General features: G+C 58.9%; 21 protein-coding genes and 3 pseudogenes. 15 read left to right on the top strand and 9 right to left on the bottom strand.

From position 1 onward, the window contains the following. Positions 1-36 precede the first annotated feature (36 nt). Both RWJ89_RS24445 and RWJ89_RS24440 read left to right on the top strand, forming a co-directional pair. Positions 37-1,278: a flavin-containing monooxygenase gene (locus RWJ89_RS24445; protein ID WP_316030090.1), complete on the top strand. Its 1,242-nt coding sequence runs from the start codon at positions 37-39 to the stop codon at positions 1,276-1,278. A gap of 428 nt (positions 1,279-1,706) precedes the next feature. Beyond that, on the top strand, positions 1,707-2,645 hold the full coding sequence (locus tag RWJ89_RS24440; protein ID WP_168255270.1) for a sialate O-acetylesterase: 939 nt from the start codon (positions 1,707-1,709) through the stop codon (positions 2,643-2,645). Positions 2,646-2,785: 140 nt separating this feature from the next. Here RWJ89_RS24440 and RWJ89_RS24435 read toward each other — a convergent pair whose 3' ends face one another. Next, a complete protein-coding gene (locus tag RWJ89_RS24435) occupies positions 2,786-3,259 on the bottom strand; it encodes an SRPBCC family protein (protein WP_131641556.1) in 474 nt (157 codons plus the stop codon). A gap of 33 nt (positions 3,260-3,292) precedes the next feature. Next, on the bottom strand, positions 3,293-4,162 hold the full coding sequence (locus RWJ89_RS24430; RefSeq protein WP_316031585.1) for an SDR family oxidoreductase: 870 nt from the start codon (positions 4,160-4,162) through the stop codon (positions 3,293-3,295). Between the two features lie 104 nt (positions 4,163-4,266). Here RWJ89_RS24430 and RWJ89_RS24425 point away from each other — a divergent pair, with 104 nt between their 5' ends. From RWJ89_RS24425 to RWJ89_RS24390, 8 genes and pseudogenes are all read left to right on the top strand, one after another. Continuing rightward, positions 4,267-5,157: a LysR family transcriptional regulator gene (locus tag RWJ89_RS24425; RefSeq protein WP_221979667.1), complete on the top strand. Its 891-nt coding sequence runs from the start codon at positions 4,267-4,269 to the stop codon at positions 5,155-5,157. A 192-nt stretch (positions 5,158-5,349) separates the two neighbouring features. Further along, complete coding sequence (locus tag RWJ89_RS24420; RefSeq protein ID WP_316031584.1) at positions 5,350-5,658, top strand: hypothetical protein; 309 nt, start codon at positions 5,350-5,352, stop codon at positions 5,656-5,658. Between the two features lie 172 nt (positions 5,659-5,830). Beyond that, positions 5,831-6,415 carry a GNAT family N-acetyltransferase gene (locus RWJ89_RS24415; protein ID WP_168255277.1) on the top strand — a complete coding sequence of 195 codons (585 nt, stop codon included), beginning with the start codon at positions 5,831-5,833 and terminating at the stop codon, positions 6,413-6,415. A gap of 123 nt (positions 6,416-6,538) precedes the next feature. Continuing rightward, a complete protein-coding gene (locus RWJ89_RS24410; RefSeq protein ID WP_131666397.1) occupies positions 6,539-7,039 on the top strand; it encodes a hypothetical protein in 501 nt (166 codons plus the stop codon). Positions 7,040-7,075: 36 nt separating this feature from the next. After that, positions 7,076-7,249 (top strand): annotated as a pseudogene (locus RWJ89_RS24405) (non-homologous end-joining DNA ligase); the annotation flags it as partial. 189 nt (positions 7,250-7,438) lie between these two features. Beyond that, complete coding sequence (locus RWJ89_RS24400; protein ID WP_168255281.1) at positions 7,439-8,233, top strand: TIGR04255 family protein; 795 nt, start codon at positions 7,439-7,441, stop codon at positions 8,231-8,233. Then, a complete protein-coding gene (locus RWJ89_RS24395; protein ID WP_168255283.1) occupies positions 8,220-8,885 on the top strand; it encodes a hypothetical protein in 666 nt (221 codons plus the stop codon). Before RWJ89_RS24400 ends, RWJ89_RS24395 begins: the two co-directional genes overlap by 14 nt. A 6-nt stretch (positions 8,886-8,891) precedes the next feature. Beyond that, complete coding sequence (locus RWJ89_RS24390) at positions 8,892-9,440, top strand: hypothetical protein (protein WP_168255285.1); 549 nt, start codon at positions 8,892-8,894, stop codon at positions 9,438-9,440. A 16-nt stretch (positions 9,441-9,456) separates the two neighbouring features. On the opposite strand, the pseudogene RWJ89_RS24385 reads toward RWJ89_RS24390, so the two are convergent. Then, positions 9,457-9,552: pseudogene (locus RWJ89_RS24385) on the bottom strand (CopG family transcriptional regulator); the annotation flags it as partial. 189 nt (positions 9,553-9,741) lie between these two features. On the opposite strand from RWJ89_RS24385, the gene RWJ89_RS24380 reads away from it, so the two are divergent. Then, positions 9,742-10,515 (top strand): AAA family ATPase, encoded by a 774-nt coding sequence (locus RWJ89_RS24380; RefSeq protein ID WP_316031583.1) that lies wholly within the window; start codon positions 9,742-9,744, stop codon positions 10,513-10,515. A gap of 441 nt (positions 10,516-10,956) precedes the next feature. Continuing rightward, positions 10,957-11,505: a BA14K family protein gene (locus RWJ89_RS24375; RefSeq protein ID WP_316031582.1), complete on the top strand. Its 549-nt coding sequence runs from the start codon at positions 10,957-10,959 to the stop codon at positions 11,503-11,505. A gap of 222 nt (positions 11,506-11,727) precedes the next feature. Here RWJ89_RS24375 and RWJ89_RS24370 read toward each other — a convergent pair whose 3' ends face one another. From RWJ89_RS24370 to RWJ89_RS24360, 3 genes and pseudogenes are all read right to left on the bottom strand, one after another. Further along, complete coding sequence (locus tag RWJ89_RS24370) at positions 11,728-12,645, bottom strand: RNA polymerase sigma factor (protein ID WP_316031581.1); 918 nt, start codon at positions 12,643-12,645, stop codon at positions 11,728-11,730. Beyond that, the gene (locus RWJ89_RS24365; protein ID WP_316031580.1) at positions 12,635-13,384 is read right to left on the bottom strand and encodes an SDR family NAD(P)-dependent oxidoreductase; all 750 of its coding nucleotides are present in this window, start codon (positions 13,382-13,384) and stop codon (positions 12,635-12,637) included. The genes RWJ89_RS24370 and RWJ89_RS24365 overlap by 11 nt, the downstream gene beginning before the upstream one ends. Positions 13,385-13,482: 98 nt before the next feature. Beyond that, positions 13,483-13,608 (bottom strand): annotated as a pseudogene (locus RWJ89_RS24360) (sulfite exporter TauE/SafE family protein); the annotation flags it as partial. Positions 13,609-13,948: 340 nt separating this feature from the next. On the opposite strand from RWJ89_RS24360, the gene RWJ89_RS24355 reads away from it, so the two are divergent. Continuing rightward, a complete protein-coding gene (locus tag RWJ89_RS24355) occupies positions 13,949-14,137 on the top strand; it encodes a hypothetical protein (RefSeq protein WP_077975779.1) in 189 nt (62 codons plus the stop codon). 343 nt (positions 14,138-14,480) lie between these two features. On the opposite strand, the gene RWJ89_RS24350 is transcribed toward RWJ89_RS24355, so the two are convergent. Further along, positions 14,481-15,227, bottom strand: a complete 747-nt coding sequence (locus RWJ89_RS24350) for a glucose 1-dehydrogenase (protein ID WP_316031579.1) — start codon at positions 15,225-15,227, stop codon at positions 14,481-14,483. 106 nt (positions 15,228-15,333) lie between these two features. On the opposite strand from RWJ89_RS24350, the gene RWJ89_RS24345 reads away from it, so the two are divergent. Then, positions 15,334-15,678, top strand: coding sequence for an ArsR/SmtB family transcription factor (locus RWJ89_RS24345; RefSeq protein ID WP_316031578.1), 345 nt, complete (start codon positions 15,334-15,336; stop codon positions 15,676-15,678). 154 nt (positions 15,679-15,832) lie between these two features. Here RWJ89_RS24345 and RWJ89_RS24340 read toward each other — a convergent pair whose 3' ends face one another. Continuing rightward, on the bottom strand, positions 15,833-17,638 hold the full coding sequence (locus RWJ89_RS24340) for an amidohydrolase (RefSeq protein WP_168255299.1): 1,806 nt from the start codon (positions 17,636-17,638) through the stop codon (positions 15,833-15,835). A 202-nt stretch (positions 17,639-17,840) separates the two neighbouring features. Between RWJ89_RS24340 and RWJ89_RS24335 the strand changes: the two genes are divergently transcribed. Then, positions 17,841-18,710, top strand: a complete 870-nt coding sequence (locus tag RWJ89_RS24335) for a LysR family transcriptional regulator (RefSeq protein ID WP_077975775.1) — start codon at positions 17,841-17,843, stop codon at positions 18,708-18,710. Between the two features lie 153 nt (positions 18,711-18,863). Here the strand turns inward: RWJ89_RS24335 and RWJ89_RS24330 are convergent, their stop codons facing one another. Further along, positions 18,864-19,286 (bottom strand): hypothetical protein, encoded by a 423-nt coding sequence (locus RWJ89_RS24330; protein ID WP_245310375.1) that lies wholly within the window; start codon positions 19,284-19,286, stop codon positions 18,864-18,866. Between the last annotated feature and the right edge of the window lie 146 nt (positions 19,287-19,432).

The raw sequence follows: 19,432 nt of genomic DNA, 5'->3' as shown, positions 1-19,432 counted from the left end.
CAAAGTACAATAGGGTGACAATCAGAGGGGAACGCAATGACGGACGGAACGGATATTCTTGATGCCGTCGTCGTCGGCGCCGGTTGGGCGGGGCTGGGCGTCAGTCATGCGCTGACGCAACGCGGCCTGCGTCATAGAGTGTTGGAGCGAGGTCGCATCGGCGAGACTTGGCGGGCCCAGCGCTGGGACTCCTTTCGGATAAACACACCCAACAGCCAAACCATCATGCCCGGGGATAGCTATGTCGGCCCCGATCCCGACGGTGCAATGACAAGCGGTGAGTTTGTCGCGCTGCTGGAGGACTATGCCGGCCGGCATGGCCTCCCGGTGGAAACCGGTACGCCGGTGACCGATCTTGTCGCGAGCGATGGCCTGTATCGGGTGGCCCTTCCGCGCGGCCCCCTTTGGGCGAGGAATGTGGTGATCGCGAGCAGCAACCAGAATTGCCCGGTGCGCCCGCCTTTCTCTGCCTTGTTGCCGCCCGAAGTCCAACAGATCGATGCATCGGCGTACCGCAACGCATCTGCTCTCGACAGTGGAGCCGTGTTGGTGGTCGGCAGCGCCCAATCTGGCGGCCAAATCGCCGAGGACCTGATCCAGGCAGGGCGAACCGTGTTTCTTGCAACGGGCCGGGTCGGCCGGCTGCCCCGAATGTACCGAGGTCGTCACATCAGTGTCTGGCTGGTTCTGAGCGGACGGATGGATATAACGCGCCGGGAAATTCTGGAACAGGGGCCGATCCCTGGAAGACCGCTCCAAGGAGCGCTCCATACGATCAGTCTGCAGTCCCTCAGCGCGCAAGGCGTTGTCCTGCTGGGCCGGCTCACGGGCGTCGATGGCGGCGGCTGCCTCTCGTTCAGCGACGATGCAGGAGAGCATGTTCGCCACGCAGACGAGGGCTCCGCTATGGTTCGCAGCCTGATCGATGAGTACATCGCCCGCAACGGGATCGATGCCCCGATGGCTGAGGCGGACCCGGCGGAGGTTATTGGTGCGCTTCTGCCGAATCCACCAATCCGATCAATTGATCTCGCCGCGCGGGGGATCACAACGGTGATCTGGTGCACTGGGTTCAGAGGGGATTTCGGGTGGGTGCGTGTTCCCGATGTGCTCGATGCACGAGGCCAGCCATTGCACGAGAACGGGTTCGCGAGCGTTCCTGGCGTCTATTTTGCCGGCCTGCCTTTCGCGATCTCGCGACGGTCGGGCACAATATTGGCAATCGAGGAGGAGGCAGCCCTGTTGGCCGACGATATCCGACGTCGTTTGGATGCCTGATGACGCTCGCCGGGACCATCCATCGTCCCGGCCCTTGAGCCTGCCGTTCAGGCCGCGGCAGCTGCTCTGTTATTTTTGTTGCGGCGAAGCCTTCCCTCTGCCAGCAGTTCGCGGGTCTGCTGGAGACCTGCCCCGGCGCGTACGATCGGCGGCTCGCTGTTTATCTGGACCCGCCCATAGCAGGTACGATCTAACCCATCCGGATGATTGTAATCACCGGTCCGATCTGTAGTTTAGAGCAGGTTTCCGGCGACTCCGCGCGAAATGGTCGTCGATGGGGGCTCGATCTTCGCGACGAACTGTCCTTTCAAAGATCATGCCCGAAGAAAGCAGATGTGGCTGGTTTAAAGGAGCCTTCCTGGCTGGAGCACAGCCTTGATCGTTCCGATCGGCTTCATGTCATCGGATGATGTTTGAAAGGTAACGACATGCGCAAAACACTGGCAGTCGGCCTGGCCGCCTTGATCGCCATCTACTTACTCGGCGGCATGAGCGCGAGACATGAGATCTTTCCTTGGCCACAACTTTCCGCGCTGAAGAAAATGGTTGGCGGAGAGAAGGTGGCGGCTCCAAGCCGTTACACGTTCGACGACAAGGAACGGCTCATTGGGGATGAATCGAAAACGCTTGTGACCTGCCCGGCTCAGACCGACCGAACTGCTGTCTTACTCATTCTTGGCCAATCGAACGCGGCCAACTACGGAGGACAACGGCACAGGTCGAATTATGGCGCTCGCGTTGTAAACGCCTTTGACAAACGCTGCTTCATCGCGGCGTCGCCACTTCTTGGATCGACCAATACCAGGGGAGAGTTTTGGACGCTGCTTGCGAACAATTTGATTGCATCGGGACAAAATGACAACGTCATCCTCGCACCTCTCGCCTATTCCGGATCTGAGGTCGCACGATGGGCGGCAGGTGGTGACTTCAATCCCGTGCTGGTCGATACAGTGAAAAAGCTTCAGGATTCCGGTTACCGGATAACCAACGTCCTCTGGGTGCAAGGAGAGGCGGACCTCGTTATCGGCACCCCTGCGGAGGCCTACCAGGAACGTTTTATGTCGATGGTCGACACGTTGCGTCAGCACGGCGTCGAAGCACCCGTTTACATTTCGACCGCATCGAAATGCCTCGAACCGAGCAACGGTGGTTTCAAGGAGCATATTCCGGACAATGCGGTCGTGCGGGCGCAACTGGCCCTGTCAAAAAGCGGCCACGGTATCCGAGAGGGTGTCAATTCCGACGCGTTACTCGATGGAGACGACCGCTACGACGATTGCCATTTCGGGGCCACCGGCGGGGAGAAAGTGTCGCAGGCATGGCTGAACCTTCTGCGCTCCGATGGCCGCCTGGAAAGCTCGCGATAGTCTTGCCTGAACTGGTTTTGGCGCCTTCGCGAGTGGCGGCCTCGGGCCCTGCCCGGTATTCGACACCTTGTCGCTTGTGCCCCAGCGAGGCAGGGCGCCTCGTTAAGAGGTCGCCCTGTTGTTCGTGTTTCTTTTGATGATCAGAGCTTTCCCTCTGCCAGCAATTCGCGGGTTCGCTTCAGTGTCGACAGCAGGGCGGCCTTGTAGCCGGTTTCGCCATCGAATTGCGCCTGCTCGGCCTGCTCTTCCGGGCCATCCGGCTGTTTGCCGCGCAGGCCGAGATAGCAGTAGAAGCGCAGTTGCAACCGGCCATCTTCATCTTCGAAAAGCTCGTTGACGATCGCTCCCTCGCGTGGCCCCGTCGCCTGAAAGAAGGTGACCTTGCTTTGCGGCTCCAGGGTGATGATCTCGCGCAGATCATGCCCGGCAATCGTCGCCTCGCGCACGAAGTGGGTCTGGCTTTCCTCGACGACATCGCAGCGGGTGCAGAGACCGGCGGGAAGAAAGAGCCGGGCGTCGCGTGCCTTGCGTTCGAGACCTTGCCAGGCCTCAGCGCGCGTCAACGGGGTTTCGCCTTCCGGGTTCACCGGAACCGTGGCGGTCGAATAGATCATGGTGATCGTCCTTTCGAGATCGCTGTTGCTGCCTCAGGCGGAGGCAACGGTTTCCGAGGCGAAGGCGCGATAGGAGCGCAGCGGGCGGCCGAGCAGCTTTGTCAGACGCTCGACGTCGCCGGTCTCGGGCAGCATTCCGTCGGTCAGGAAACGTTCGCCCATCAGCCGCATGTCGTAGGCCATCCAGGCGGGCATGAACTGCCTGAGGTTCTGCTCGAAGCCCTCCGTATTGTCGCCGCCATAGGCGATCGGGCGGGCGAGCACGTCCGACCAGATGGCGGCGACACCAGCCCCCGTCAGCGTCTCCGGACCGACGAGGTTGATGCGGTCGAGCGGCAGCGGCTCTGCCGCCTGTTCGCGTCGCAGCAGCTCAAGGGCGGCGATCTCGGCGATATCACGCACGTCGATCATGCCGAGACCCTTGGCGCCGACCGGCATCGGATAGGCGCCGTAGCCGGTGATGACGTCTTTGACCATCAGATCATTCTGGATGAAGTAGGCCGGGCGCAGGATCGTCGCCTTGAAACCCATCTGCTCGATCATCCGCTCGACGCCGAACTTACCGGCGAAATGCGGCACGTTCACATAGACGTCGGCGTGGATCACCGAGAGATAGACGATCCGCTCGATGCCGACCGATCGGGCGACATTCAGCGCAATCAAAGCCTGGGTGAATTCGTCCGGGACCACGGCGCTGAGCAGAAACAGCGTCGACACGCCTGACATGGCGTTGCGCAGCGAGTCGACGTCGAGGAAGTCGCCCTGCACGACGCTGACACCAGCCGGGAAATCCGCTTTCGACGGGTCGCGGACAAGAGCGCGGACATCGGCGCCGCGCTTGACGAGGTGTTCGACGATTTGGCGGCCAACATTGCCTGTGGCGCCGGTAACGAGAATGGTCATGGTCTTTCTCCGCGTTGGGTTGCTTGACACCTCGAATATGTGTGGTTCACTGGCAGTCCGATAGACGGCGATTTTAGACAGACCGTCTCGCTGATGGAACGGACATGGATCTTCTTGCGCTTGCCGATTTCAATCTCGTCGCCCGCCACGGTGGCTTCGGCAAAGCGGCACGGGCGACCGGCCGGCCGAAGGCGACATTGTCGCGCCGTGTCGCCGAATTGGAAAGCGATCTCGCTCTGCGGCTGTTTGAACGGGGTGCGCGTAACCTGAAGCTGACCGAAGAAGGACGGGCGCTGTTCGAGCGAACCGGGGCGCTGCTTGCCGAACTGGACGAGACGGCTGCGGCGATTGCCTCCGGCGGTCAAAAACCCAAGGGAAGATTGCGGATCAGCGCCCCTTTACATTTTTCCCAGACCGCCATGGGCAGGATCGCCGCCGGTTTTGCTCTCCAATATCCGGAGGTGAGGCTTGAGGTGACGAGTGAGGACCGGGCCGTCGATATGATCGAGGAAGGCTATGATCTGGTCATCCGGGTCAATCCAGATCCCGACGAAAGCCTGGTCGGACGGGCGTTTCTGCGCGACCGCCTGGTGGTGGTGGCAAGCCCCGATCTTCCCCGCCCGACCGGCGGACGCGCCGCGCCCGGCGTTGCGCGTGGCGCAGGCGAAGCGCAAACATGGCAGGTGAAGACACCAGGCGGCCGGTCGACGATCAGGATCGAGCCGGTCCTCACCTTGTCAACGCTCATCACGATCCGCGATGCGGTGCGCGCCGGCGTCGGCGCAGGCCGTCTTCCCATTTCGCTGGTGAGCCACGACCTGGCCGACGGCATCTTGGTCAATTGGGGGGACATCGACGGCCCCGAAATCGCTCTCTGGACGCTCTACCCATCGCGGCGGCTGCTCAGCGCGCGCGTCTCGGCGTTCCTGGACTTTCTGAAGCAGGCCTTCCCCAATGGCACAGCTGACGAGCTGGCCGCCTATATCGGCCGGTGATCACCGAACCCGCTTTGAGGCGTAGAGAGTCTGGTCCATAATCGACGAGATCGACATCCGAAGGAGAGCGGTGTGTTTCGTTATCTACTTGGCGCAATATTAGGGTCCGTGCCGCTCGCCACCGCCCATGCAGAACAGCCAAATTATTGCAGAACCAGTGTCAAGCCTAACGAATCGATCGAGTCGCGTTTCATGGGAATCGAGTACGCGCTGATCATGCATGTGCTTGCGGAGAGATATTGCGGGGCGGAGCCGAAGCCGATGCGCCCGCGATTTTTACAATATGTCGAGAAACAAGGCTGTGGTCCTGGAACCGAGATCTATTCCGATCTCGAGGCGGCGATTGCCAAGATGGAGGGAGCGAGCCTGAAGCTTCTCGCTCAGAATGGAGAAGCCGGACTGACGATCTCCGAACCGCAGGTGCAGGAGTGGGCGTCGGCCACGACGAAAGAGCTTGGGGGATGCGACGCATTGAAAGCCGCGCATGATGCCGAGCAGTAGGTCGCGATAACAGAAACTGTTAGCGGCATGGATAGCGGCTCGGTGAATAGGTTCAAACGGGAGCCACTGAGCCAGTAGCAGTCGGTTTCGCTCCCACGTCATAGCGGTTAAGATGGGTTAGCTGAGAACGGGCGCGGTCGCTGCGTCGGACCACCTACGTCAGGAGGGCAGAATGAAATCGCCAACAGTGAGAGTCATGGCCGCGGCCGAGGAAGATCTGGCGATCGAAACGGTCATGCTGGCGTTTGCAGCGGATCCTATGGCGCGATGGACCTGGCCGCATGCACACCAGTACCTTGCGGCGATGCCGCGAATGATCCGGGCGTTCGGGAGCAGCGCATTTTCTAACGGAAGCGCCTTTTGCACCGACGGCTACGCCGGGACGGCGCTGTGGCTACCGCCCGGAGTGCATTCCGACGAGGAAGAACTTGGTGCGGTGCTCGAGAGCACGGCTGCGAGCGCTCTTGCTCCCGAAACCACGGCCATATTCGAGCAGATGGCCACGTACCACCCGACCGAACCGCATTGGTACCTGCCCCTGATCGGCGTCGACCCGGCTCATCAAGGCGAAGGTCACGGCGACGCCTTGATGGTATACGCACTCGCACGGTGCGATCACGACCACGCACCAGCCTATTTGGAATCCTCCAACCCGCGCAACATTCCGTTCTACCGACGCTACGGCTTCGAACCGCTCGGCGCGATCCAGGTCGGTTCGTCGCCGACGCTCGTCCCGATGCTGCGGCGGCCGCGTTGAGCTCCAGTTCGATAGAGAGCTGGGAGGTATTTTCTTCACCGGTTTTAGCAAAACTAGGAGTTGATTTCGGTAGAGAAGCAATCACAATCCAGCCCTCATTGAGGGGTGATCATGTCTCGATTCTTGTTTCTTGCCTGCCTGCTGTGCGGTGTCTCCGCCATTCCTGCCCATGCTGATTTTCGATCGTGGTCCGTTGAGAAAGAGGATGATCCTTTTTCCGGCGGAGACAGTGTGGCTGTAAGTTTCACCAGTTCGCTTCGCTCCGGCGTGATCGTGACATGCAATAGCGCCGAGGCTGGGCTGAAAGTTCGGGCGATTCCCGGCTTCGTTTTCGATGAACGGCTCCAAGGCTTTAAGCCGACCGTCAAGTTCGCCTTCGACGGCAAATTGCTATTTACCGCCGAAGGTGAGACGGGCGCGGTCGGCGACAATCTTGCGGCTTCGGAGACAAAGCTTACCGGAGACCAGGCGCAACAATTCGTCGAGGCGTTCGCGGCAGCCAAGAAGCAGATTGCCATCGACGACGGGATTTCCGACAAGCCGCATCTGCTTAATGCGCGGGGCTCGACGACGTCGGGGGCCGCGATCGTCGCCTGCATCAAGAAGCAGTCGGCCACGCAGTAGGCTACAAAAAGAGCATGGCACAAATTGACGGCCCAGCCGCCCTTGAAGTGCTCGGGGAAGTGCTCCCAGCGGAATGCGGTTTTCATTGATCCGAAGCTTGTTGCCGAAATCGAGTATCGGGCGTGGACGCATGACGGAAAGCTGCGGCATGCTTCCTATAAGGGGCTGCGCGATGCGGCTGATGAGGCGGCGGTTTATGAGGTGGAATAGTACAGCCACATGGTTAGATCGCGAGAAGGTGGGGGTCATCCGATGCTGCAATTCGAGCAAATGAACCCTATATTCAATATGCAGTTGAATTGCGCGTCTAATTGTTGTTGGAGTTAGCTCAGAATCGAGGCACGGTTCAACGACATTTCAGGCGGTATATCGCCTTGTGGAGGTTTCGTGGAAGGGCAAATGAGGTTTCGACCTCTCAACGAGGACCATGCTATCGAAAGCGTGAAGTTTTCTGTCGCGTTTTCTGCGGGAATTCTCGGCCCATCAATTATGGCTGTTGAGCAGGGCCATAGCCTATGGCGGGATAGTCTTCCCGCTCGCTCTATTGCTGATGTGAGCGTTGAGAGCAATGGGCGCAGCGGCAGCGCACCTGGCGTTTTATTTTCATTCTTACGTCCTGATGGCTTACCAAGCTGGTCTATGGCGGTGGCGGTTAATAGGATCGATATCGAATGTTCCCTCTATTCTCGATGGGAACGTGTCTGGGCGGAAGCCAGAGGCTACTTCGTTAAGGTAATTGAGATACTATCGAAATCCCAGCCTGGTCTGGAAATCGGCGCAGTTGAATTGACAGTGAAGGATGTTTTCCTGGCAACGGAGAGAGATTATCCTCTTAACCAGCTCCTGAAACCATCTGTTCGCCTTCCAAAGTTCATTTTCGAAGCCGGGCAGGCCTGGCATGCGAATTCCGGCTGGTTCGAAGTCGAAGCAAATGGCATGCAGCGTACGCTGCACAACCTCAATTGTGACGCTACTCCTGACGACGAGCTGACGGTTATTAACATATCGCACTATCAGCAGGGTGGCATGACATCGCCAGTCAATATTTCCGCCAACCGCGCGCAACTTCCCGAGACCTTAGAGCAAAGGATGAGCACTTTGCACAAGGCGAATAAACAACTAATGGTAGATATTCTGAAAGATGATATGGCCAACCGGATTGGCCTGGGGGCGGCAAACAATGTCGACATTTGATAGCACATTGAAAATCAACCGAGCGGGCGTAGATGCTCTCCTCGCTAGAGATGCCCTCGATGGTATTGAGTTCGAGGATGCAATCGCGGGAGAAGACACCCAATGGGAGCCGATGATCCGGCACTGGTCTGTTGATGCGGCTGGCCGCAACACCTTAACTCACATAACCTATATCACTCCCCATGAGGTCGACAGTCTTTCCACCACGTGGACGAAAGCAAATAGCTTTCGCGCAATTAGGGAAGAGGCTTATGCGAGAATTGCCCAATGGCATTCCGGCCGCGATCCCAACGTTGCCCAGAAGGTCGTTCGTGAACTCGGTCGCCTCAAGAACGGCTGGGCGGGTTTGGATTCCGTTGCCCCGTCGGGCAATATACTGAGAGATATTCAGCTTGTTGCAAGCAGTTTGCCTAGTTCGACCCGTTCGCCTGACGTGGAGGTTGATCCCGATGATGGAAGCGTCGTTCTGCGGTGGATGCAGCAAGCCGCATTACGATCCTTTTCACTAACATTTGTTGGGGAGGGCTGGGTCACAGGCTTTTATTCGGCCGATGACTCTTCGGCACCGGCGTGGAGGCTAAAGGCATCCGACAGTATCAGGCTGGCCATAAAATTCAGCCCTGATAACGTTCAATCTCTGCTCACTCAGTGACGCTACATGGCTTGCAGCTACGGATGCTTCGATGAAGCAGAGCAACTTGATGAAGTGTCTCCTGGGCCTGTTGGAGACGAAGAAGTGCTGTGCCGCAGCGCCTTTGGGAAGAAGGCTCACTATAATAACTCCGGTCCGAAGGCCGGATTCATCAATAATAAAGATTTGCTAGCTGGGACTCTTTCCGTTTGGCGTAGATTCGACGGAACTCCACAGGAAATGGACGACATCAGGGACCAACTGTGTCCACCTGAAGGAAACGCCCTTTGGGATGTATTCGGCGCTAAAGCTCGCGATATCAGATCTATCCGGGCGTCAAGTGAGCCAACTCTGCAGGCTTTACATGCGTACGACGACTGTAGGACAGACAACTCGGGTGGCAAGCATCGTAAACACGCGGTACTAGCGATCTGTCAAGCCTTCTCACCTAGCTCATTGAGCAAAGATGATTCGATCTATGTTGAAATTAGGGACGCGCTGTTCCGGATGCTTTTGAAAAGCAGCCCGCAGTGGAGTTTGCCTGAAGCCGACCGCAATGCGTCGATTTCTCAATAGCAATCTGCAGTCGCCACTATTCATCCGGTTTGTGCACCGAAAGATACGTGTTTTTCTCCACCCACTCTCGAACGATAGACCTGATCATGGCATTGCGCGTCACGCCCAATTCGCGGCTCATATGAGATGACGGAGGGTGGGCGCGGGCTTTACCCTCAAATATCCGGAGGTGAGGCTTGAGGTGACGAAGAGATCTATTCAGGTGACGCTTCCGGCTGCTTCAACCTAATCTAGCCGGGCGCCTTTTTGGCCCAGCCGCGCCCGCTCGTGTCATGAACTGTAAACAGATTGCCCGGTGCCAATGTCTGCGATGCGAAAGACCAGATTGACAAGCCTGCCAGCCCCATATCTGAAGCGCCTTTGGGTGCGGGAGGATGCGGCCCTGAGTGAGCAGTATCCGTTCAATCTGCCTTGGCTGGATAAGAATTTCACCCTCGATTTCGCCACGCCGGTGACGATTATAGTGGGTGAGAACGGCACCGGGAAATCCACGTTGATCGAGGCTGTGGCAGCCTTGTGCGGGTTTGACGAGGGCGGGGGCGGCAAGGGCTACATGCCAGTCGATCATTCCCATGCGGTGGACCGCAGCGGCGCCCTTCTCGCCAGCGCGTTGCGAGCAGCCTGGTTGCCCAAGGTGACCGCAGGCTGGTTCTTTCGCGCCGAATCCTTCTTCTCTGTCGCACGCTTTCTCGATGAAGCAGCTCGAGACGCCAATGCTGCACCGCCGGACTTTTTGTCATGGAGCCACGGTGAAGGCTTTGTGCGTTTTTTCGAGGAACGCATGTCCAAACAGGGAATATACCTACTGGACGAACCGGAGAGCGCGCTTTCCCCGAAGCGCCAACTGGAACTACTCCGCCTCCTTCATGCCATTCAGGGATCGGCAAATGCTCAGATCATCATGGCCACGCATTCGCCCATCCTTATGGCTGTCCCTGGTGCTCGGCTGCTGGAGATCACCCGCGGGGGGCTTGCGGAAATTGAACTGCGCGATACGCGACATTTCAAGCTCTACAGAGACTTCACCCTCAATCCAGATGACTTTGTGGATCGTGCCTTGCGCAACGAGATGTAAACGCAGGCGGGAGCGTTGCCAGTCCGGTTCATACGTCAGAGCAGCAAGGCTCTTGCTTGCTAAGCGCCAGCGTAATTGAAAATTGTTGAATGACGGACGTCATCCCATTCAAGAACGCTTAAACGATGTCGCCCATCCGGCGCATAGGCGACTTGCCGCCGCCGGGGCGATGTCGGCTTCCAGGCAGGATACTTACGTCCTCTATGACCGAAAAGGCGGCGCAATGCCGAAATGATTTCCGCAGCGGGGCCGAGAGCATGGAGCGCGCACCGAGATTGGCGCGTGCTTTCGCCGCGACCCCGCCGTCGAAGAAAAGCCTTCCTGCGAAACTCCTCGAATCAAAGTCGATTTTAGGGTAAAATTAACCAGTGCATCGAGAGGGCCGAAACGTCCTTGCGCGCCGCATGCGTCGCGTAGCGCTTACGAAGGAAAGATGAGCCAATGAAAAGGTTAGCAATCGTTATCCTGTCGCTGGTGACGGCGCTGACGAGCGTCCCGCAGGCCATGGCGTTTCCCACCATTGCCGTGCCGAAGATCGAAGCCTCGAAGGCGCAGCCGGTCCAGTACAGAAATTATCGCGGTGGGTACCGAGGCGGTTATCGAGGCTATCGCGGGCGTGGATACCGCCATGGTGGCGACGATTGGGCCTGGGCACTCGGCGGGCTCGCGACCGGCGCAATCATCGGCGGAATGCTGGCGCAGCCCAGGTATTATGGCCCCAGCTACTACGGTGGGGGCTACTACGACCGGGGCTACTACGGATCGCCCTATTACGGTCCGCCGCGCTACTACGGGTCGACCATTTACCGTCCGCGCTACTACGCGCCTTACCGCCCGCGCTACTACGCGCCGCGCGATTACCGCCAGGTCTATAGTGGCGGCAACGGACATACGCGCTGGTGTTATGCGCGCTACCGGTCCTACAGGGCTTACGACAACACGTTCCAGCCCTATTACGGTCCGCGACGGGCGTGCATCTCGCCCTATTGATGATTGCGGGCGCGCATGCCTGGACGCTCGCCGTTGAAGCGTGGCGCAATTTTCGGGACTGAAGGCGATACCCACGGTTCCGGTCAGGCCAAGCCATTGCCGCAGCAGGCATGCGCCCTTTTGACGGTCATAGAGGCCGTTGTTGCCTCGGACCGAAAGCGGCCATCGCATTGCTTTGACACGACGATCTATGCGCCGACACAAGCGGTGAGAGCGCCAGGCCTAATAGCCGCGTTGCGATGCGGCCCGCGTCACAGCCGCGTCCTCCATGACGTAGGTCGCATATCGGTGGTCGCGGATCAGTGTTATCTTTTGATCCCTCCATTCAAGCAGCATGAAATATGCAGGAGCAGCGGACGGCGCAGCCGAGACCAGCAATATTTCCCTGCCCTCCAGAGAAGCCGGTTCGATCCAAACCCGCGGATAGTCCGCATAATAGGAAAAGAACCGGCCAACGTTGGCCGCACCGGAGACCTGCGGCCGTCGTGCCTGACGAAGCTGAACATCCTCGGCAAGCAGGCTGCGCAGGGCCGTCCAATCCCTCGCGTTGAAGAGCGCTGCGAAATTCAGAACCTCGGCACTTGGGGGCTGCGGAACTTCGGACTCTCTCGCGGAGATGGATCGCAATCCTGCCCGACCACGTGAGAGATGGGCTTTGACAGCATCGATACTCAGGCCCAATAGCGCGGCGATGTCGGCGATCGGCTCTCCCAGCACATCCTTGAGGATCACCGCGCTACGCTGCGGCACCGGCAATTTGGCATAGTGAGCCAAGGCGATGCGCACCGTGTCCTGCCTTATCAGTGCATCCTCCGGATCAACAGCACTGACATCAGCCAGATCAAAGGCCGTCTCCAGCGGCTCCGACCGGCGGGTACTTCGCTGGCGCAGCGCATCGATGGCGCGATTGTGAACAATGCGAAACAGCCAGGGTCGCAGCGGCGTGCCGGACGAGATCGAGCCGACCATCGCGAACGCACTGACCAACGCGTCCTGTATCACGTCCTCGCCGTCGATCACCGAGCCGACCAATCGGGCGGCATAGCGATGCAGTTCCGGGCGAACTGCATCCGCCTCCTTGGCCAGCGCCGCGTAGAGTGCGTTCTTCGCTTCTGCTTCGAGGGCAGCTTCATCCATCATTGATGACCGTCACGCCTGTATCTCCACGCACGGCGTAGATCATGGCCTCTTCCAGCGCCGTCTTGCCGATCAGTTCGGCTACCGTATCGCCAAAGCCGCGCGGTGTCATGTCCGGCCAGGTGGCGGCCTGTTCGGCGAATGTCCGGCCCGCCGCCGCAGCATAGGCGGAGATTCCGGCGTTGCCCACGCCGGTTCCTGCGAACATCTGCCGGGGAACAATGACCCGGAAACGCAGGCCGAGGCCGAGCTGGGTCGACAAGCCCTCGGCATATTTTGCGATGAACCACTGCGCCCGTTTTGCTCCTGCATAGCCTCCGGATAGCGGCGAGCCCTGCACCGCGGCTCCGCTGGAAACGAGAACGACCAGCCCGCCCGGCGCCATCGGCAAGGTCAGAGCGGCCTGTACCCAATGCAGGGCGGTCTTCACATCGACGTTCCAGTTGGTCGTGAACGCCTCCCAGCCAACACGGTCGATCCGTTCCATGGGCGGTTCCGCGCCGGCGTTCATGATGACGACATCAGGTCGTGTCTCCGACATGATCCTCGTTGCGGCGTCGGCACTGGTCGCGTCAGCAGCCACGGTCGTGACGGCCAGTTGCTCTCTGAGCGCCCGCAAAGTCGTCGCGTCGCGCGCCACGACGGTCACTTTAGCTGCGCGCGCTACAAACGCCTCGGCCATTCCGAGGCCCAAACCGCGGCTACCACCGACGACAATTATTCGTTTTCCATCCAAATCCATGTTGTTTTCCTCATTCGATCCAAACCGCGCAAAGGCAGTCGCTACAAGGACGTTCGAATGAGCTGAAAAGAGTCATCATTTTCGCGCTTGTCATTGAGTTAGCTGTGTCGCCAAACCTTTACCGCTAAGGTCAGCAGGATTGCGGCCAGGGCCGGCAGGAGGAAGGCGTTCGGCACTATGCCAAGCAAGAGGCCGCCGGCAAAGGTGCCGACGATCGAGCCCCCGCCATGACCAGCATCGGGAAGTTCGCTCGGTTCATGGTCCGGGTGTCTTCGTTGCGGCAGGCGCTACGCACATCTTATTCTGGTAGTCCCGTGTCACATATAGTCGCGGGGCGTGTGTCACGCTGATTTCACGCGATTTCGATGGCGGATTTTGTAAGATATCTTCACCACTTCGCCGGGGCGATCTGGTGGGACGCGTTGTCTTCTGGATCGCGTTTCGGACAGCGCCGGCCGCCGAAGTGGCAAAGAGTTTTTGTGCCGATCAAGAATTGTCCCTTTAGGATGGGCCGCGGTCGGTCGTTTTCATTTGGTCATGCTGCAGTGCAGGAGGCAGCTGAAGATGCAATTTCTGGTCCACTCAAAGACGATCGCCGAACTTGAATATGATAGCGAGACCTGCGTCATGCGGGTGCTCTACAAAGACGGACGAGTGAGCTCTGTTCCTGACGTCGCTCCCACTCTGGTGATGAAGATCGTCGCGCGGGTTCCCGTCGAAAAATCTCCATATCTCATGCAGACCGCGATCTGAGACTTGCGAAAGGCATAAGGCGTCGTAAAGGGGCGGGTAGCGCCGTTCCGAAGTTCAGGCGAGTTGAGGCAGCGGAGACATGGCGCCCATCCGCAATGTTCAAACCGGGACAGCGGAGGATGTCCCGGCTGAAGAGCCGGCAACGCCGGCTATCCGATCATGCGTGCCAGGATGCTGTTCATCGATTACCCCTCGACATTATCGAAGAGGTGGACGTCGCCGTTTGCATTTGCGGGGTTCAGGTCTCCGCCCTGGAGCAATTCCAGTAAAACTGCGAAGCGCTTTTCCGACGACATGATGTTCTCACTCTTTCATGAGAACAGGATTCGGTGATCATCGCGCTTTAGCGGAAACCGCCGCTGGCCGCCAATCGTTCGCCGGTCAGCCAGCGGGCATCATCGGAAGCGAGGAAGACGGCGACACCGGCGATATCGTCCGGCTGGCCGATGCGGCCGAGCGGTGTCTGGGCGACCATGGTCTCTTCGAAATCCGAGCCGATGACGCCGGCCGAGTGCGCGCCCTCGGTTTCGACCATCCCTGGCAGGATGGCGTTGACGCGGATCTTGCGCGGGCCGAGTTCCTTGGCAAGCACGCTGTTGATGCCCTCGACCGCTCCCTTCGTGCCGGTGTAGACGGCAGTGGCTGGCAGCGCCAGGCTGGTGACCACCGAGGAGATGTTGATGATGCTGCCGCCCTCGCCGAGATGCTTGACCGCTGCCTGCGTGGTCAGGAGAACGCCGAGAACATTCACGTCGAAGATGCGGCGATATTGCTCCTCGGTCACCTCCTCAATCGAGGCGAATTCATAGACCCCGGAATTGTTGACCAGCACGTCGAGCTTGCCGAATTCCTTGACCGCCGCATCGACCAATCCCTGCGCCTCAGCGGCTTTGGAAACGTCGCCCTGCACCGCGATGGCTTTGCCCCCGGCCGCGCTGATTGACGCAACCACGGCGTCGGCTCCCGCCTTGCTCGATGCGTAGTTGACCACCACTTGCGCGCCTTCCGCCGCGAGCGCCTTGGCAATCGCAGCACCGATACCCTTGGAGGCCCCGGTTACGACAGCGACTTTTCCTGTAAGCTTAGCCATTTCTCGTTCCTTCAGATCTGGACAGCCGCCGGAGTGGCGGCCTTGTTCCATAGTTCAGAAATTCGGAACTGTTGATCTCGATGTCAAGGGACGCTATATAAAATTCATGAGACCGCTCTTTCACCCAGCCCTGGAAGACATCAAGCCCGAGGCGATCCTCTATGCGCTGTCCGATCCGGAGCGCGTTGCCATTTTTGCAAAGCTTGCCGGCGCCGGCGGTGGCGGGACGTGCTCGGCGCTTGCCGATCTCGGCGACCGCGTCATTCCGAAGTCGTCGCTGTCCAACCATTTCAAGGTGCTGCGCGAGTCCGGGCTGATCCGGAGCGAGCGCCAGGGTGTGGAGATGCGCAATCAAACGCGCTGCACCGAGCTGGACGAACGCTTCCCGGGCCTGATCAAGGCCATCCTGACGGCTTACGGCCAGCTTCCCGGGCAACCGAAGACGGACTGATCGCCCTTAGAGCAGCATAGCCCCCAATGGCCGCTGCCGACGGAGCTTCGCTAGGCGATGGTGCTTCCAACGTACGGCCATGCGGCGAAATCGGAGTCCAACGAGCGTCTGCAATGGAACTGCTGGGAAAGTGGGGAGAACCTTTCCGCCGGCTTCATTTTTCCCCATGATAACTGCCGAAGTATTTCACGGGTGACCAGGCCGGAAGGATTTCGGGCAGTTTTGGCGATAGAGCGCTATAGTCCTGCGCACCAAACACGACCTTTCCGTCCATAATAGTCAGTACAGAAGATATAGAGCTGATTTGATCTTCCGGCACGGCGAAGTAGTCCCTGTCGAGAACGGCGAAGTCTGCCAGATTTCCAGGGGCGATTACGCCCAGCTCGGCTTCTGCATTCATGAACCAGGCTGCCCCACTGGTGAACAGTTTCAGCGCCTCAGCGCGGGAGAGCCGGTTGTTCTCGGCGAGAACCTCCGATCCGGACACAGACTGGCCGGTGACCATCCAGCTTATACCAACCCACGGGTTGAACGTGGCTGCCCGGAATGCATCGGTGGTCATGGCCAGAGGGATGCCACTATCCACGAGTGTACGCAGGCGCGGTGTCTCCAACGCCTTCTCGCGACTATATGTCTTGATGAAGCCATCGGCGTGCAGCGCCATTTTGGCGTCCAGGGCGATGCCGCCCCCCAGCTTTTTCACCCGATCGATGTTCTCCGGACTAATGGTCTCAGCGTGCTCGAGACTCCATTTCAGGCCATCAAGCGGGGTCGTTTCGTTCACCTTCTCGAGGGCGTCGAGAAAGGGGGAGATGTTCTCGTCGTAGCTGGCGTGCATACGAAACGGGATACGCCGCTGGATCAGCTTCATTACATCCTGCTCGACGAAGCGTCGCATCTTCTCGGGCGCGATGATGACCGCCGGACGGTCGAAGTTCTCATGATCGTGCACTTCCCCGCTCAGAACCTCCCCGGCCCCTCGATATTCATGGCCATGTGCCAGGGTGGGGTGCAGGTTTTGCCCTGGACTTATCGGCGCGGTCTTCGTGATCGCCTCGAGTTCCAGATCCACCATGTTTGCCGGCCGGCCGTCGCCGAGTTGCAAGTCCACAAAGGGCATGCGCACATTGAGACGGTCGTCTCGTGCAAGCACGTCTACCCTCGCCTGGGCCTCGGGGTATGGCCACCTGCCGCCGTTATCGATGATCGAGGTCACGCCGACCCGGTTCAGACCGTGAATGCTATAGACGATCGAACTCACTTGTTCGTCTAACGTAGGCTGCGGCACCATGGTCTCGAGGGCGAGAAACAACCAAGTATAGCCGTGGACCACACCGGTCGGATTGCCGCGGCTGTCCTTTTCGAATTCGGTGTCCGGCAACTTTGGGAACCGATCGGTGCCGACGCCAAGTGCCTCCATCGCCTGCTTGTTCAAGAAGGCGCGGTTGTAGGCATATTGCACGATCATAGGGCGATCGGGGACGGCCTCGTGCAGTTCGGCCAGCGTGGGAAAGCGGTTCTCCTCGAATTGGGAGGGGGACCAGCCTCCGATTACCTTGACCCATTGGCCCTCGGGTGTGCGTGCGGCCTGCTCGCTGAGCATGGTCAACGCGCGACGCAACGTCGGCACGCCATCCCATCTTACATTGTAGTTGTAAGCCATGTCGTTGAGGACGTGCGTATGAGCATCGATGATGCCGGGGATGAGCCGGCGGCTGCGCGCATCGATCACCCTGGTCTCCGAATTTTTCAGAGCGAGAATATCCACATCAGAGCCGACGGAATAAATGCGGCCTTCCTTGATCGCCAAAGCTGAAGCTTCGGGCTGAGCACGGTTGCCGGTGAAGATTTTTGCGTTGAGAATGATCAGGTCAGCACCGGGCTGTTCCTGCGTCGTTTGTGCCTGAACCGCAGAGAAAGACAAACTTGTCACAAACGCGATGAATATTTTTCTGATGATTTTATCCTCGTTCGAATGATTTTTATGAATTGCGGTCATGCACAAGCCGGCGCTTACGGATGCGTGCGATGGACGAAGAAGTGAGTCGAAGCCGCAGCGAGGATGCTCATGGGAGAGTCAGCCGCAGCGAAGTTGTCATTCTCTTCTTTGCCTCGGTAGTCCTCGGTCGTGTGAAGCCGTGTTGCAAAATAAGGAACGCTTTGTGGAACTTGAGGATCTCAGAATATTTGTCGAAGTCGCTGATGCGGGCGGAGTATCGTCTGCAGCGCTGCGACTGGGTATCTCCAAGTCGATGGTCAGCCGGCGGATCACCAGGCTTGAGGCGGAACTCGGCGCACAGCTATTTGCAAGGACGACCCGTGGCATAGCGCTCACGGAAGCAGGTTCTACATTCAGAGATTACGCAGCACGGGTTTCTGCTGACCTGGATGTGGTGCGCGAAACGATCCTGCCCGCCGGTGAGCTTCGAGGCCGCATGCGCGTGGCCGCGCCACTGTCATTTGGTCCGACCTATTTTGCTCCCGTCCTCTCCCAGATGGCTAGCCGACACCCGCAGCTGCAAATCCTTTCTTCCTATACCGATCGCTTCGTAGATCTCGTGGGAGAGGGTTTTGACTGCGCAATCCGGCTGGGGCATCTGCCGGACTCGAACCTCGTCGCAAGACGTATCGGACCGATCCTTGGCAAGCTGGTTGCAAGTCCTGCCTACATCGAGGCTCACGGTGCCCCCGAAACACCGGACGAGATTGTCAATCACCAAGTCGTTATGCGGGACGCCGAGAAGTGGCAATTCATGGATGGCGACGAGATTGTCACGGTGCGTCCCCAGGGACGCTTCATAGCTGATAACGCGTTGTCCCTCGTAGTGGCCGCTCTGGATGGGCTCGGGGTCGCCTATCTGCCAGAACCGCTTGTCGCGGACCATATCTGTTCGGGTGCACTGGTGCCAATCATGACGCGCCATCCGATTCCGCCAGCCGGCATTTTCGTCGTGAGGCCGCCCGGCCAGTATCCCTCTCGAAAAGTGCGAACCCTCACTGAGATGCTTATCGAACGATTTGGAACTCGTTAATTACAGCGTGCGCCGCGCCCGCCTTTATGGTCTCCGCGCCACGGAGAAAAGCTGGCCAGGTCAGCACTGCGCCGCGAATGTCGAAAAATGCGGCATCCGCGATCTCAGCAGCCTTCCCAATGTGCGGAATCACCAACAGCGGACGGCAGCAGATCAACGAGCGCTTCTGGCTACGATCCCGATCACGAGCTCTTTGTATTTGTCCGTCCGGTAGATTCCCTGCACCATGCAGCCGCGCATGGTTTCATAGTCTTCGCGGTTCTCCGGGTTCGATCGCTTGAGTGCAACAATCACGTCGTTCGGCCCCCTCCACTGGTCCGCAAGCCGGCTCCGTGTCCAATTGAAAGACAATGGACCCTGCTGAACGCTCCCCTTCAGGTTCTCCAGTATTTCGAGGGTCACCCGCGCCTCATGGCCCGGCCTTAAGACTTCATATTTCAGAAAAGCCCCCCGAACGATCACGTCAGCGTCGAACAGCTCCGAAAAAAATGGTCGAGGTACTGCGCACGCGTCGGCGCTCGTCGCTGCAGTGAAAACGGACATCAGGGCGTAGACTGCCGGAAGCAAAAATTTCATCCCAACCCCAAGCGCAACGAATAAGCTCACCGCATCCGCAATCGTAGCTAAGCCTGTTCACGACCGCAACAGACCGTTGCGGAAGGAGACTTAACCCCGCTTCGCGACGATATTATTGAGAAAGCCGCATAAGCCCAGCTCTGCCG

The organism is Rhizobium sp. 10PS4, from assembly GCF_032464805.1.
GTDB lineage: Bacteria > Pseudomonadota > Alphaproteobacteria > Rhizobiales > Rhizobiaceae > Rhizobium > Rhizobium laguerreae.
This window is presented reverse-complemented; position numbering and strand designations above follow the sequence as displayed.